The organism is Bacillus sp. TL12, assembly GCF_022625245.1.
Classification (GTDB): domain Bacteria; phylum Bacillota; class Bacilli; order Bacillales; family Bacillaceae_G; genus Bacillus_A.
Genome location: NZ_JAJJBY010000031.1, coordinates 41,868 through 54,327, shown reverse-complemented (window position 1 = coordinate 54,327; position 12,460 = coordinate 41,868). Strand labels below are relative to the sequence as shown.

The window sequence follows — 12,460 nt, the reverse complement described above, 5'->3', positions numbered from 1 at the left end:
ATAGAAAACTAGGGGGAATAGGAAATGTTACTACGATTAAAAAACCTTTCGCTTCCGCAGCAGAGAATTGTTTTACAGATGCGTGATAACAATTTATATCTTGTGACGAATGAAGGTGCTGATTTTAAATGTTGGCTAGAAACTGAGGATTTAGAACGAGTTAGAATTCCAGTTGGGAGAAGAACAGGAGAAGCACTTCATAAATCCGGTTGGATAGAGATAGTACAGGAAGAATTAACAAGATTAAGACATTACCATTACAAGTTGACGAAAAAAGCAACAGATGCGGTAGATAGGGGAATATAACAAAAATCACTTTGTAGAAAAGGGGAATGGATATGGATAAAACAAAAGTAATTGAATTGATAGCTAAAACAATAGTAGATGCTTCTGAACGAGGGAAAGATTACTCCTGGATGTATGATACCGGTAATTATCATTTGGATCGGTTGTGTGAGGAATTAGACGTTAGTCTCGAAGAAATCCAAGATATAGTTTTTACAAGAAAAAACATGCCAACTTATGAAGATTTGGTATTGCGATGCAAAGAAATTCTTTCAAGAGGATGGACGGAACAAGCGGTTTATAATTTTATGGACAAGAATTCCGGATGGGCGCCAGACAGTATAACTTTTGCAATTGATGAAGCAAATAAAAGAGCAGCTAGCAAAAGCTAACTGCTCTCTCCAAAAATGATGATTCGATGCATAGATATTATATGCTAAGATATTGGATTTATTCAAGGGGGTGATTGAGATGGATATAAAAACACAATTAGAAAATATCGTTTGGCACATTCAAATAAACAGGGATGTCATAGGAGATAAACAAACATTGGACGATGTATTAATCTCCTTAAAGAGAATGGTAAGGGATGAAGAAAGTAAAAGAGCGGCTAGCAAAAGCTAACTGCTCAGGCTCCAATGGGGGTCGGAGAAAGATTATATCTACAGTATTGACGGAATATTAAGTTTTATTCAGGGTTGGTTCCAAAAAAGTGACATACCACCAAAATATAAAATTATTAAAAGGACAATTACTATGAAAGCAATTAAAGAAACTTTCTTCCAGGAATTTTTCATTAGTAGACCTCCTTTATAGAAAATATTAACATCTATCAAAAATTTGAACAAAATAATCCTTTTATAGAAAGCGAGGTTAGGAGAATGGAAGAGAAAGAACAATTTGAACAGATCAAGAAGAATATATTGAGTTTGTCAATGTCTATGATAGACGCACCTTTTCGTGGATTAAGTGAATTGCAAATACAGACAGTTAACAAATGTATCGAAAATATAGTTGGTAAAACTGACATTACAACAGAATCATTAATAAGGGAAGCTGAAGAAAAAGGGTGGTTTAAAAGTGGATCATAAAATTGTCGAAATGGCTTCTTATGGATGGAACAAGGAAAAACAGTGCGTTGAGTTAACAGTAATGGTAAACGGTGAAAAATATATAATGCCTGTTCATAAAAGCGACGCTAAAGGAATGTTAGATTTCTTTTGGTTAAAAGAAAATAAATTAATAGATTAGGAGTGTTAACAATGGGACTAGGAAACCGTGGAATGCATTTTGAGAAGCTTATCAATCTATCGAATGAAATGTACCAACGCGAGGGAGTGGCGCTTATAAACAAGCGTCCGACCCCTGTGAAGGTTTTAAAAAGTACAGGTGGACGAGTACTAAACGGATTCTATGAAGCTAAAAGTACAGTGGACTATGACGGCGTGTATAAAGGACGAGCTGTAGCATTTGAAGCGAAGTCAACACAGAGCCTTACAAGATTCGATTTAAGTAACATTGCGCAGCATCAGTTAGATTACCTGGAGAAAGCCGAGAAGATGGGAGCGGTGTGTTTCTTCCTTATAGAGTTTAGCAAGGACCAGACGGTGTTTCTAGTACCAGCATCAGTGATTCAATCTTATGTAAGGATGTCTCATCAACCGAATGGCAAGAAGTCTATACCAAGAGCAGACTTTGATGTTTATGGATACTTAGTAGATCAGACGGAAAGAGCACCAGTGGATTATTTACGATATGTTGATGAAATGGCGGTGTGAAGATGGAAAAACATATTAGCATATTAGGCAATCCTAAAAACGAAAAAATTGTATTTTCAAAATGTAAATTATATTGGTTTGAAAAGATGTTTCTTAATCCAACAGTACAAAGCGTTTCGTATCGTGAAAGGCACATAGAGGTAAAAGTAATGATAGGTAATATCGAAAACCCAAGATGGATTATTGAAAGCTTTACGTATAATGACTTTGAAAATTAATGGATAACGGAACCATGCAGAGTGGATGGTGGGGGCGCTATGCATCGTTCCCTTATTCAGAAGATAGGCATTAAAATTTCACATACCTTATGTGAATTGAAAACAACAAAATTGAAATAGGGGGATTTCAACTTGGAACAATTATCTTTATTACCAGAAATCGATGATAAAAAGGTGCAGAAAGAGGTCGTGAGCATCTTGAAAGAATACAGAGCGTTGAAGATGCGATTCAATAATGAAGTGGAACAAGAAGGAATTAGTCTGTTTCCTGAGTTACGTAATTCAAGAACAACAAGCAAAATGAAAGTACAGCAAATTGAAAAAGCATTAAATAACATTCTTGATGATGATGAAAGAAATATCATTACAATGAAGTTTTTAAACAATAAACCAGTTAAGGACTCGTTTGTTCAAAACGAATTAATGATGAAAAATTCATACTTTTATGAGAAGAAAAAGAGCGCTATCAAACTGATTGCTACTACATTAGGAATCATTTAAAAATGGCAGAGAAAATGCAGAGAAATAACGGATTTTTTGGGGAGTTTTTGGAAATTGAATCAACGGTAAACTTATTATCAGAAGGGGAACACAATCCCTTCTGGTGAATAAGCGTTCCACCAGAACAGGACGCACTCGGGCTGCCGTATAGTGATGCTTTCGTAGATCACCATGCACTCTGTTTGCGTAGGTAGTCAGCGGGGCTAGGGGTTAAGAGTACTCCTATATATTATATTTATCATTCAGCTTAGGAGTCGTCCCCTGAGTTGATAGTAAATATAATTACTATACTAGATGCCGTGTTTATGATTTCTACATTTGAAAATGGAATGGGGGTGGTTGCTCATGATTGAGTGACGCTTGCATTCTAAAAAAACTAAAACAGTATACATATAAACCTCAATTGATTATTAGTATTAACTCACGATTCTTATTAATGACCAAACGAGGGCAGAGAGCTTCCGCTCTTTGTTTGAGCCGATACAGCAGAGACCATCCCCTCTGTCCCCCTGAAACTGTGTCGGTTCACGCAAGGCGTCGGAAGAAATGATACGTCTTGGATACAAATTAAAGGATATAAAGAGCTTTCGCTCTTTTCTCGGTCACTGACACAAAGCGTGTAGCTTAGATGATGATTGCGGTGATCGAGAAAAGAATGAGAGTAATCTTATTCTTGAAGAGATACTTATTGCCATTTGTTATCTCTCTTTCCCCATTTCCTTTATAAAGCCTGATCACTTCGAAGGCTCAAGTTCCACTTGGGTTATTAGTAGGAGTGATAGGGCTTTTTATTTTGTAGGATTTTCCTGTTTTCTGTCGAATAGATAGAGAGAAAGGGGATGATCGTATGAGAGTATTTTTTAGGAATGAATCAGGAGAAATGATTCTTGATGCGAAGAATGAGGATGTAGCTAGTTTAATGGCGGTTTTGAAAGAGACAAAAAGTATTAAGATTGGCCTCTTTAATTATGATGTAAAGAAATATAAATTAGAGTATTATCGACATCCGAAAAATGAGGAACCAGAAAGAGAATTAAATATTATATTAAAACGTAATTATAATGATAATAATTGATAGCACCCATAACGGGTGTTTTTTTCTTTGTTATATAGAAATTACATAATGATGAGGAATGTGAACGAGTATATAACTATACAATGTATAGAAAAGGTTTCCGACATGTTGCCCCATGTCTAGGGATGGCACTTACTTGGGGGAGTGCTCTCTTTCACATTTTAAGAGGTGCGAGCATATATTGGAGTATGGGACAAGTTGATCGCTTTTTGCTCAATATTAACCCCTCCTCTCCCGTTGAGAGCATCCATTGAGTTGGGTGCTCTGATTCACGTATTAAATTGTACAAGCATATACTGCTTGTACCTCATTAACTTTAACTGCTTTATCTTGTGTTAATGAGGACTCTCGCAATCCCTTGAAGAGCACTCGCGGAAACGGGTGCTCTTTTTATTAGATAAAACGGATATTGAAATAGGAAGGATGATGAATGATGGACGAAAGAAAAATCCAGTTTGAAATTGTTATTGAAGGCGAATGCACACTAGAAGAACAGTCTGCAGTTAGTAAGTTGTACGATTTTATAAATGAATACACTAAGGATAAAGGCTATATAGTTAACATGAAAGCTGGAATAAAAGAACTTATGGAGAATGAAAATAAGAATGTAGTATCTGTTAAAGTTGATTTGGATACCGCAGAAGCAATTGATAATACTAGAGAATTGACTACTGCTGCTAATGAGTGTATAGATGCATTCGAACGTTTAGAAAAGGTTGTAGTTAATTTAGGAAAATCTATTAATGCACCAAAATTATTTTGGAACGGCACGTCAGTGGACAGGTATAAAACAAATGATTAAAGCAATTTTAGTTATTCTAGGCGCTGCTGTTATCGGTATAGCGTCTTATTTGTTGTTAAGGAAAGATAAAGAATGGATTTATAATGTAAAAAAGAGAGCCGAAGCCCTCTTTTAAAAACAACCTCAATTCATTAAGAACAAATTGGAATTCCTAATACTATTAAAGATAATGCTACATCAAGAGAAATCTCTGCTCTAGCAATTTCGATTCCAGCAACTTTGACAACTAAAAACGGTTGGCCATTTACGAATAAAATACAACTTTCCATGTTTACGCCTCCTTTCTAGTAATCTACTTTATTATATGTATTAACCTTTAGAATGTTATAATCAGATCTATTGATTTAATAGAGTTAATAGTTGTGTATCGATTTAACAAAACAAACAAACTCAACGAACAGAAATGAGGAGGAAGAATGATGAGTTTTAAAGAATTATTTGCAACATTTATTGCAGGTACACCAATTAAGAGGAAAGTATGGCGTGGATATTGGGTATACAAGTATGGAAAAATCGAAATACACGCGAAAACTGGTGAAGTTATCGACTTCTTAGATACAAAAGATATCTTATTTACGATTAGTGGTATTTTAGAAGATGATTGGGAAGTAGCGACAAATGAAAATTGTGATATTGAAGTTAAGTGAAATCAAACAAAAATATAGATATTAATTCTGATTTTAATTTCTTTTAAAATTCATTTTCATATAAAAGAAATTAAAGTATAACAATAGAAAATAAACTCTTTTCTACACTTACTATCTATTTACTGTTTGAATATATTTTAATTTAAATAGAAAACAAGATAAAGTTACAATTAATCAGAAGTAGCGAATCCGCTGCTTTTTTATTTTGTGATATCCTTGTTATAAGGAGTTGATGCACTTGAAGATATATGAAGTGTATAAGGATTTCTCGGATGAATATAACCAAGATTATGAGTCATTCGGACATTTCTTAAATAAAGATAAAGCAGTTGAAAAGTTTGGTCTCGTTCTTAAAGAAAGAGAATCATTAAGTGACGAGGAAATAAAAGATGCTAAAAGAGATTGTTCATACGATGTATACTACGTTGGGTTTTATGGTGTGAAAGAAATAGATGTTATTGAATAAGTAGCTTAACAGCTGCTTTTTTATTTTGTAAAGAAAAAAAGAACCCACTAGAGGATGGGCTCTTTTCCGACAAATGAGTGATCGATCTAAAAAAAATATAGCAGGCTCAATTCATTATACATTTGAATATTTAGAATTACAATAATTAATTTAGGGATTACCATGAGGTGAGTGATAGATGAAGTGTAAACACAAGTGGATTGATATGGAAGATGGAACAAATGATAGATTCTGTGTGAAGTGCAGTCAGAAAGCTAAACAAATGGCAATCGCATTGGATGCAGGGATACCAGGGAGTATTAATATTACTGTTCCAATCACAAGAGAAATGATGACAGTCCAATCATATGGACGTTTACATGAAGTGGATAAAGAACAATGGAAGAAAGAGTTTTATAAAAAAGTACATTTGGGTACTTGGATTGAATAGGAGGTGTGTAGATGTAGATGGCACGACAACGTAGCCCGGACAGAGACAAAGCGTTTGAAATATATAAAGCAAGTAAAGGTGAAAAAACACTCGTTGAGATTGCGAAGGAACTCGATATAAAGAATTCTTCGCAAATCAGAAAGTGGAAATCACAAGATAAATGGGATGAGCAAATGAATGGTAACGTTACTATTGCGAAAAGGAGCGTTACTAATGTTAAAAATCCCAAGACAAAAGAAAAACTAAAAGAGATTTTAGAAGATGAAGAGCTAACCGAAAAGGAACGGCTCTTTTGTTTGTATTTCGTTAAATACTTTAATGGTACACAAGCTGCAATAAAGGCTGGATATGCTAAAGAGAGCGCTCATGTACAGAGCAGTAGGCTACTGCGGAGAGAACGAGTTGCTTCCTATATAAAAGAACTTAAAGGTGAGTTAGTTGAGAATGTATTTGTAGAAGCGATGGATGTGCTGAAAGAGTACATTAAGATTGCATTTGCTGACATTACTAACTATGTGACTTTTGGGCAAAGGGAAGTTGAGTTTGAAAGTGAAGATGGAACTCCAATTACAAGAATGATGAATTTTGTAGACTTACAAGATCATGACGTGGTTGATGGGTCGATTATTACCGAAGTAAAACAGGGAAGAGATGGTGTTTCCATCAAGCTTGCTGACAAGATGAAAGCATTAGATAAATTGGCTCAATACTTTGATTTGGTTCCTGACAACTTTAAGCATCAAATTGAAGAAGAAAGACATCGAATGCAGCAAGAAATGCACAAAGTACAAATCGAGAAACTTAAAGCTGATACAGACTTTGCTAAAGAACGTGCTGCTAAACTCAAAGGTCAAAAGAAAGATACAACATTATTAGAATCGTTAATGGATGCTTTAGAAGAATAAAAAAGGGGGTGGTCATAGTGTCCAAAATTAAGTTTAGTGACAAGCAATTGCAGGTGATTAAAGCGCCTTTTAATTACACACTAGAAGTTAATGAAGGCACACCTTAGCTACGCTCAGGTAAAACCACCGCTGGACATTTTAGATATGCTCGATATCTGATAAACACTAGAGATGCTAATCATTTGATAGTTGCATACAACCAAGAACAGGCGCATCGTTTGTTCATTGATGGAGATGGAACGGGATTACAGCATATATTCGGAAACCTTGCAGAAGTTAAGCATGACGAACGTGGTTCTCACTTAGAAATACACACTCCTAACGGGATTAAACGTGTTTATTATAAGGGCGGCGCTAAAAGTAATAGTGTAGGTGCGATTACAGGTATGTCGCTCGGCAGTGTAGTATTTTGTGAAATAAATCTATTGCATATGAGTATGATACAAGAATGTTTTAGGCGTACTTTTGCCGCCCGAGATCGTTTTCATTTAGCTGATTTGAATCCTCCTGCACCACAACATCCTGTTATATCAGAAGTATTTGATGTGCAAAATACAAGATGGGTACATTGGACTCCAAATGATAATCCGATACTTACGCAAGAGCGGAAAGATGAAATAAAACAAGTATTAATGCGTAACCCATATCTCTACGCTCGAGATTGGGAAGGTAAACGAGTGATGCCCGAAGGTGTAATTTACTCTATGTTTGATATGGAGAAAAATACACAAGCTACTTTATTAGGGAAACCGTACGAAATGTATTTTGTTGCAGATGGCGGTAATAGTGACGCTACTACAATGGCATGTTATATCGTAACTAGGTACCGAGATAAATTCAGACTCAATCTAGTCGCATTGTACTACCATAGTGGAAGAGAAACTGGTCAAGTTAAAGCGATGTCTACTTATGCGAAAGAATTGAAACCATTCATTAAGTGGTGTGTAGACAAATTTGAAATGAATTACACCGAAGTTTTTGTTGACCCTGCGTGTAAATCATTAAGAGAAGAACTACATCTACTTGCCATTTATACAAGAGCTGCTGATAATAACGCTAAAGATATTAAGGGTTCAATTAAAGGTATCTCAGTAGGTATAGAAAGAGCACAAAACGTTTTGACGAATGAGCAGTTCTTTTTAGTTGATAACGAAACGTACGATCATTATCATTTCACGAAAGAAGTTGGTATGTACGTTCGTGATAACAACGGGAATCCGATAGATGATTTTAACCACTGTATGGATATTTTTAGGTATGGAGTGAATTACTTCTACAAGCGATACGTGGTATAATATACATATGGACTAGCTCGACGGGGCGAAAAGAAGGCTCCCACCTTCCTGTCCATATTATATAAATGGGGAACAATCTGGGGAGGTTGTTAATATGAGATTTAACGATATCAGTGGAAAAGCGTTCGGAAAATTAACGGTTATTGAAAGAGCTGATAATCAAGGTAGACGAGTTATGTGGTTGTGTAAATGCGACTGTGGAAATGAAGTTATTGTAAGAAGTAGTCATTTGACTACAGGAGCTACAATATCATGCGGATGTGCTCGTATAAAGCATGGTCATAGCAGTGCAAGAGAGGCGTCAAGTGAGTACAGTTCATGGCATAATATGATAACTAGATGTACCTATAAAAAACATGAATCGTTTAAAGATTATAAAGATAGAGGGATAACCGTTTGTGATCGTTGGCTATCATTCGATAATTTTATTGCTGACATGGGAGAAAAGCCTTTTCCGAATTATTCTATCGAACGCATTGATAACGATAAAGGATATTATCCTGAAAATTGCATTTGGGCTGACAGGAAAACACAGCAGAGAAACCAAAGAGTTAGACATGATAATGAATCAGGTATTAGAGGCGTGTACTTTGAAACAAGAAGTGGAAAGTACAAAGCTATTATTTATATGGGTAAAAAAAGAATACAATTAGGTTCTTTTGATAATATAGAAGAAGCGAAACAAGCGAGATTAAAAGCAGAACAAGAATATTGGAATAAGTCATCCTAATGGATGGCTTTTTATTATGCCTTCATTAAGGTGGTGAGAATATGTTCAAGGCTATTATTGATACGGTTAGGAGGTGGATGTACAAGTTGAATCTAATCAAAGGAATTAAAAAGATATCTGATAAAAAAGATATACCTGTAAATGAAGAATCTTACAAACATATTGATATGTGGAAAGCTTTATATAGTGGGTATTATGGTGATTGGCATGACGTTAAGTATCATACGATTGAAGGGCAGAAGAGCAGAAAGATGGCATCGCTTAACATGGCGAAAGTCATCTCGCAGGAAATGGCTGCTCTTATTTTTAATGAGAAATGCTCAATTAACATTTCTGATAAAGCACTATCAGATAATATCAAGAATGTCCTAGACGATAATAATTTCATTAAAGAGTTTCAAAGGTATCTAGAGTACACATTTGCTTTGGGTGGAATGGTTATTAAAGTTTATTGGGACGAAGGTATTAAACTTTCCTATGTAACTGCGGACTGCTTCATTCCTATTGCGTGGGATAACAAACATATTACTGAAGGTGTGTTTGTAAATGAAATTTCTAAAGGTGATAAGAAGTACACGTTACTTGAATGGCATTTAGTAGAAGGTAAAGAGTATGTAATTAAAAACGAACTGTATGAGAGTAAAAACCAAGGTGATTTAGGTGTAAAAGTTTCTTTATCCACCTTATATCCTGACTTGGAAGAAGAAGTACGTATCGAGAATTTATCTAAACCGATGTTTGTTTACTTCAAACCGAATACAGCTAACAACTTGGATTTAAGTTCACCACTTGGAATTTCACTTTATGCTAACGCGCTAAGTACGCTGAAATCACTTGATATCGCGTTTGATAGCTTCCAACGTGAGTTTGTTTTAGGTAAGAAAAGAATCATGGTACCTACTTCTGCAATCAGGACCGTTATAGATCCACAAACAGGCATACCACAGAGGTACTTTGATGCTACTGACGAGGTATATGAAGCAATGAACTTCGATGATGGTGCAAAGCAGATACAAGATATATCAGTGGAATTGCGTGTAGAAGAGCATACCGCTGCTATCAATGCATTATTAAACTATGTATCGATGCAAGTTGGCTTCTCAGCTGGAGCATTTAGCTTTGATGGACAAGGAGTTAAGACTGCGACAGAGGTTGTAAGTGAAAACTCCAAGACATTCAGGACGAAGCAGTCACATGAAACGGTCATTGAGGATGGTATTCGTGATTTAGTTGATATCATAATTGAAATCGCTGCTTTATATGATGAGTTCGAAAGTACTGATAAATACGAAGTTACTGTTACTTTTGATGATTCTATTGCAGAAGACCAAACAGCAGAGATTAATAAGCAAATCTTACTTGTTACGAACAATCTAACCAGTAAGAAGAAAGCGATCATGAAAATCCACGGTGTTTCTGAAGAGGAAGCAATTCAAATGTTAGAAGAAATAACGGAAGAGAATAGAATGGCCCTTCCTGAAAATGTTGATTTCTTCGGATTGGAAGGGAATCAACAGAAAAATAATGATCCAGGAGTTGAGTAATCATGGCATTACCTCCTGAGAAATTACAGCAGCTCTCTATATTCGTAGTTGATATTTACAACGCGATTGAAGAAGAGTTGCTTTTAAACATGGCCAAAATACTTAAAAACGATATTGAGTTGCTGCTAACTGCTGAAAATGCAGAACAATATCAACACTGGAGAATGGTTCAGTTAAATAAATTAGGTGTTTTAAATAAACAACAAATCAATACCATCGCTCGACATAGTGGTAAAACAGTTGAAGAAGTACGCACGATGTTACAAACAGCCGGGTATACCGCAGTCGAACAACATGAAGGTATTTATAAGAAAGCCGTACAATCCGGCTTATTAGCCGCTGCTCCTGTAGCACAAACAAGTGCTGCTTTAATTGGTATTCTGAATGCATACGAGCGGCAAGCATTAGAGACTTTTAATCTCGTTAATACAACGATGCTTAATCAGGCTCAACAAGTCTATCTTGATGTTTTAAATCAAACGGTAGGAAAAGTGCTTAGTGGTGTTATAACGCCGCAACAAGCTCTTAGGCAGACTGTTTCTAAATGGGCTCAGAAAGGTATTCCTGCTTTTATTGATAAGGCGGGGAAACGATGGTCTACAGAAGGATACGTGAATCTTGTCTGTAGATCGACAAGCAATAATGTAGCGAATGAGATGCAGGACGAGCGTATGAAGCAACATAAAGTTGATTTGTGCGAAGTAAGTTCGCATTTATCCGCTAGACCCGGATGTGCTCCATATCAAGGTAAGATTTACTCGATGAGCGGAAAAAGCAAGAAATATCCTGCTTTTTCAACGACAACATACGGTGAAGCAAGCGGTTTACTAGGTTGCAATTGCCGGCATAATAAGTACCCCTTCATCGAAGGTATGTCAAAACAAACATATGAACCATACGATTATGCAGAAAACGATAAGGCGTATAAGGAAAGCCAACAACAACGAAGCTTAGAACGGCAAATCAGGAAAGCTAAGAAAGAAGTAAAGGTTATGGAAGCGCTAGGCGATGCGGAAGGTGTGAAAGAAGCGAAGAATAAGGTTTCGCAACGCCAAGCTAATATGAGAGAGTTCATTAATCAGACGAAGCGCAAACGCCAATATAACCGAGAAAGTATTGTATAGGAGGAATTAAGATGTTAAAACCATTTAGATTGCGATTAGACGGAATGCAGTTCTTCTCTGAAGGGGGAGATAATCCACCAGTTACACCGGAAGGAGGTGAGCAAAATGTAGTGACACCAGAAACTACGCCATCAGTAACTCCAGAACCAACTGTTACCTTTACACAGGAACAGATGGACGAAGCTAAACAACAGCAGGAAGCAACGTTACTAAAGAAACTTGGTGTAGAGAACTTAGATCAGCTTAAACAATCGTTAAAAGGTTGGAAAGAACACCAAGATTCTCTTAAAACAGAGCAAGAAAAGACAAATGAAAAGTTAACAACCTTTGAGACTCAATTGAAAGAAAAAGATGAGTCTCTTTTTAATTTGCAAGCGGAAAACGCTGCAATTAAATCAGGTATCACAGAAGAAAAGAACTTAAATGCTGTTATTACTCTAGCGAAAACAAAGGTTAGTGATGATGTAGACATTACGAAAGCTATCGAAATGGTAGTTGAAGAGTTTCCTCATTTTAAAGGTGTAGTGGAAGAACCGCAAGGAACTCCAAAGCCTACATTTACAACTGGTCTGCATCAGAAACAAACGTTGACTGAAGCTGAAAAATGGAAAGCTGCATTTAAAGGAATCTAAAATAATATAAAAATAGGAGTGATTTATT

The 12,460-nt window shown here is 36.0% G+C and carries 18 protein-coding genes and 2 pseudogenes; 19 read left to right on the top strand and 1 reads right to left on the bottom strand.

Annotation, left to right across the window (positions count from 1 at the left end; translation table 11 throughout):
• The first annotated feature begins 24 nt into the window (after window positions 1-24).
• The 10 genes and pseudogenes from LOK41_RS22095 (at window position 25) to LOK41_RS22050 (ending at window position 4,659) form a co-directional block, all read left to right on the top strand.
• A complete protein-coding gene (locus LOK41_RS22095; protein ID WP_241818312.1) occupies window positions 25-306 on the top strand; it encodes a hypothetical protein in 282 nt (93 codons plus the stop codon).
• Window positions 307-338: 32 nt separating this feature from the next.
• Window positions 339-677: a hypothetical protein gene (locus LOK41_RS22090; protein ID WP_241818311.1), complete on the top strand. Its 339-nt coding sequence runs from the start codon at window positions 339-341 to the stop codon at window positions 675-677.
• 79 nt (window positions 678-756) lie between these two features.
• Window positions 757-909 carry a hypothetical protein gene (locus tag LOK41_RS22085; RefSeq protein WP_241818310.1) on the top strand — a complete coding sequence of 51 codons (153 nt, stop codon included), beginning with the start codon at window positions 757-759 and terminating at the stop codon, window positions 907-909.
• 257 nt (window positions 910-1,166) lie between these two features.
• Window positions 1,167-1,376, top strand: a complete 210-nt coding sequence (locus LOK41_RS22080) for a hypothetical protein (RefSeq protein ID WP_241818309.1) — start codon at window positions 1,167-1,169, stop codon at window positions 1,374-1,376.
• Window positions 1,366-1,536: a hypothetical protein gene (locus LOK41_RS22075; RefSeq protein ID WP_241818308.1), complete on the top strand. Its 171-nt coding sequence runs from the start codon at window positions 1,366-1,368 to the stop codon at window positions 1,534-1,536. Before LOK41_RS22080 ends, LOK41_RS22075 begins: the two co-directional genes overlap by 11 nt.
• An 11-nt stretch (window positions 1,537-1,547) precedes the next feature.
• Window positions 1,548-2,051, top strand: a pseudogene (locus tag LOK41_RS22070) (Holliday junction resolvase RecU); the annotation flags it as partial.
• 14 nt (window positions 2,052-2,065) lie between these two features.
• Window positions 2,066-2,281 (top strand): hypothetical protein, encoded by a 216-nt coding sequence (locus tag LOK41_RS22065; protein WP_241818307.1) that lies wholly within the window; start codon window positions 2,066-2,068, stop codon window positions 2,279-2,281.
• 132 nt (window positions 2,282-2,413) lie between these two features.
• The gene (locus LOK41_RS22060) at window positions 2,414-2,782 is read left to right on the top strand and encodes an ArpU family phage packaging/lysis transcriptional regulator (protein WP_241818306.1); all 369 of its coding nucleotides are present in this window, start codon (window positions 2,414-2,416) and stop codon (window positions 2,780-2,782) included.
• A gap of 847 nt (window positions 2,783-3,629) precedes the next feature.
• Window positions 3,630-3,857: a hypothetical protein gene (locus LOK41_RS22055; protein WP_241818305.1), complete on the top strand. Its 228-nt coding sequence runs from the start codon at window positions 3,630-3,632 to the stop codon at window positions 3,855-3,857.
• A gap of 433 nt (window positions 3,858-4,290) precedes the next feature.
• Window positions 4,291-4,659 (top strand): hypothetical protein, encoded by a 369-nt coding sequence (locus LOK41_RS22050; protein WP_241818304.1) that lies wholly within the window; start codon window positions 4,291-4,293, stop codon window positions 4,657-4,659.
• 131 nt (window positions 4,660-4,790) lie between these two features.
• On the opposite strand, the gene LOK41_RS22045 is transcribed toward LOK41_RS22050, so the two are convergent.
• Complete coding sequence (locus tag LOK41_RS22045; protein ID WP_241818303.1) at window positions 4,791-4,928, bottom strand: DUF3956 family protein; 138 nt, start codon at window positions 4,926-4,928, stop codon at window positions 4,791-4,793.
• Between the two features lie 150 nt (window positions 4,929-5,078).
• On the opposite strand from LOK41_RS22045, the gene LOK41_RS22040 reads away from it, so the two are divergent.
• The 9 genes and pseudogenes from LOK41_RS22040 (at window position 5,079) to LOK41_RS22000 (ending at window position 12,432) form a co-directional block, all read left to right on the top strand.
• The gene (locus LOK41_RS22040) at window positions 5,079-5,306 is read left to right on the top strand and encodes a hypothetical protein (protein ID WP_241818302.1); all 228 of its coding nucleotides are present in this window, start codon (window positions 5,079-5,081) and stop codon (window positions 5,304-5,306) included.
• Between the two features lie 238 nt (window positions 5,307-5,544).
• Window positions 5,545-5,772, top strand: coding sequence for a hypothetical protein (locus LOK41_RS22035; RefSeq protein ID WP_241818301.1), 228 nt, complete (start codon window positions 5,545-5,547; stop codon window positions 5,770-5,772).
• 178 nt (window positions 5,773-5,950) lie between these two features.
• Window positions 5,951-6,202: a hypothetical protein gene (locus tag LOK41_RS22030; RefSeq protein ID WP_241818300.1), complete on the top strand. Its 252-nt coding sequence runs from the start codon at window positions 5,951-5,953 to the stop codon at window positions 6,200-6,202.
• Window positions 6,203-6,219: 17 nt separating this feature from the next.
• Window positions 6,220-7,107, top strand: coding sequence for a terminase small subunit (locus LOK41_RS22025; RefSeq protein ID WP_241818299.1), 888 nt, complete (start codon window positions 6,220-6,222; stop codon window positions 7,105-7,107).
• 17 nt (window positions 7,108-7,124) lie between these two features.
• A pseudogene (locus LOK41_RS22020) lies at window positions 7,125-8,402 on the top strand (PBSX family phage terminase large subunit).
• Between the two features lie 94 nt (window positions 8,403-8,496).
• Window positions 8,497-9,132 (top strand): AP2/ERF family transcription factor, encoded by a 636-nt coding sequence (locus tag LOK41_RS22015; protein WP_241818298.1) that lies wholly within the window; start codon window positions 8,497-8,499, stop codon window positions 9,130-9,132.
• A 41-nt stretch (window positions 9,133-9,173) separates the two neighbouring features.
• Complete coding sequence (locus LOK41_RS22010; protein WP_241818297.1) at window positions 9,174-10,676, top strand: phage portal protein; 1,503 nt, start codon at window positions 9,174-9,176, stop codon at window positions 10,674-10,676.
• 2 nt (window positions 10,677-10,678) lie between these two features.
• Window positions 10,679-11,800 carry a phage minor capsid protein gene (locus tag LOK41_RS22005; RefSeq protein ID WP_241818296.1) on the top strand — a complete coding sequence of 374 codons (1,122 nt, stop codon included), beginning with the start codon at window positions 10,679-10,681 and terminating at the stop codon, window positions 11,798-11,800.
• Window positions 11,801-11,811: 11 nt separating this feature from the next.
• Complete coding sequence (locus LOK41_RS22000; protein ID WP_241818295.1) at window positions 11,812-12,432, top strand: D52 family tumor protein; 621 nt, start codon at window positions 11,812-11,814, stop codon at window positions 12,430-12,432.
• The last annotated feature ends 28 nt before the right edge of the window (window positions 12,433-12,460 follow it).

Bases quoted from the DNA above. Each gene is read 5' to 3' on its own strand.
- LOK41_RS22095 (WP_241818312.1), top strand. From the start codon at position 25: ATGTTACTACGATTAAAAAACCTTTCGCTTCCGCAGCAGAGAATTGTT.
- LOK41_RS22090 (WP_241818311.1), top strand. From the start codon at position 339: ATGGATAAAACAAAAGTAATTGAATTGATAGCTAAAACAATAGTAGAT.
- LOK41_RS22085 (WP_241818310.1), top strand. From the start codon at position 757: ATGGATATAAAAACACAATTAGAAAATATCGTTTGGCACATTCAAATA.
- LOK41_RS22080 (WP_241818309.1), top strand. From the start codon at position 1,167: ATGGAAGAGAAAGAACAATTTGAACAGATCAAGAAGAATATATTGAGT.
- LOK41_RS22065 (WP_241818307.1), top strand. From the start codon at position 2,066: ATGGAAAAACATATTAGCATATTAGGCAATCCTAAAAACGAAAAAATT.
- LOK41_RS22055 (WP_241818305.1), top strand. From the start codon at position 3,630: ATGAGAGTATTTTTTAGGAATGAATCAGGAGAAATGATTCTTGATGCG.
- LOK41_RS22050 (WP_241818304.1), top strand. From the start codon at position 4,291: ATGGACGAAAGAAAAATCCAGTTTGAAATTGTTATTGAAGGCGAATGC.
- LOK41_RS22045 (WP_241818303.1), bottom strand. From the start codon at position 4,928: ATGGAAAGTTGTATTTTATTCGTAAATGGCCAACCGTTTTTAGTTGTC.
- LOK41_RS22040 (WP_241818302.1), top strand. From the start codon at position 5,079: ATGAGTTTTAAAGAATTATTTGCAACATTTATTGCAGGTACACCAATT.
- LOK41_RS22030 (WP_241818300.1), top strand. From the start codon at position 5,951: ATGAAGTGTAAACACAAGTGGATTGATATGGAAGATGGAACAAATGAT.
- LOK41_RS22025 (WP_241818299.1), top strand. From the start codon at position 6,220: ATGGCACGACAACGTAGCCCGGACAGAGACAAAGCGTTTGAAATATAT.
- LOK41_RS22015 (WP_241818298.1), top strand. From the start codon at position 8,497: ATGAGATTTAACGATATCAGTGGAAAAGCGTTCGGAAAATTAACGGTT.
- LOK41_RS22010 (WP_241818297.1), top strand. From the start codon at position 9,174: ATGTTCAAGGCTATTATTGATACGGTTAGGAGGTGGATGTACAAGTTG.
- LOK41_RS22005 (WP_241818296.1), top strand. From the start codon at position 10,679: ATGGCATTACCTCCTGAGAAATTACAGCAGCTCTCTATATTCGTAGTT.
- LOK41_RS22000 (WP_241818295.1), top strand. From the start codon at position 11,812: ATGTTAAAACCATTTAGATTGCGATTAGACGGAATGCAGTTCTTCTCT.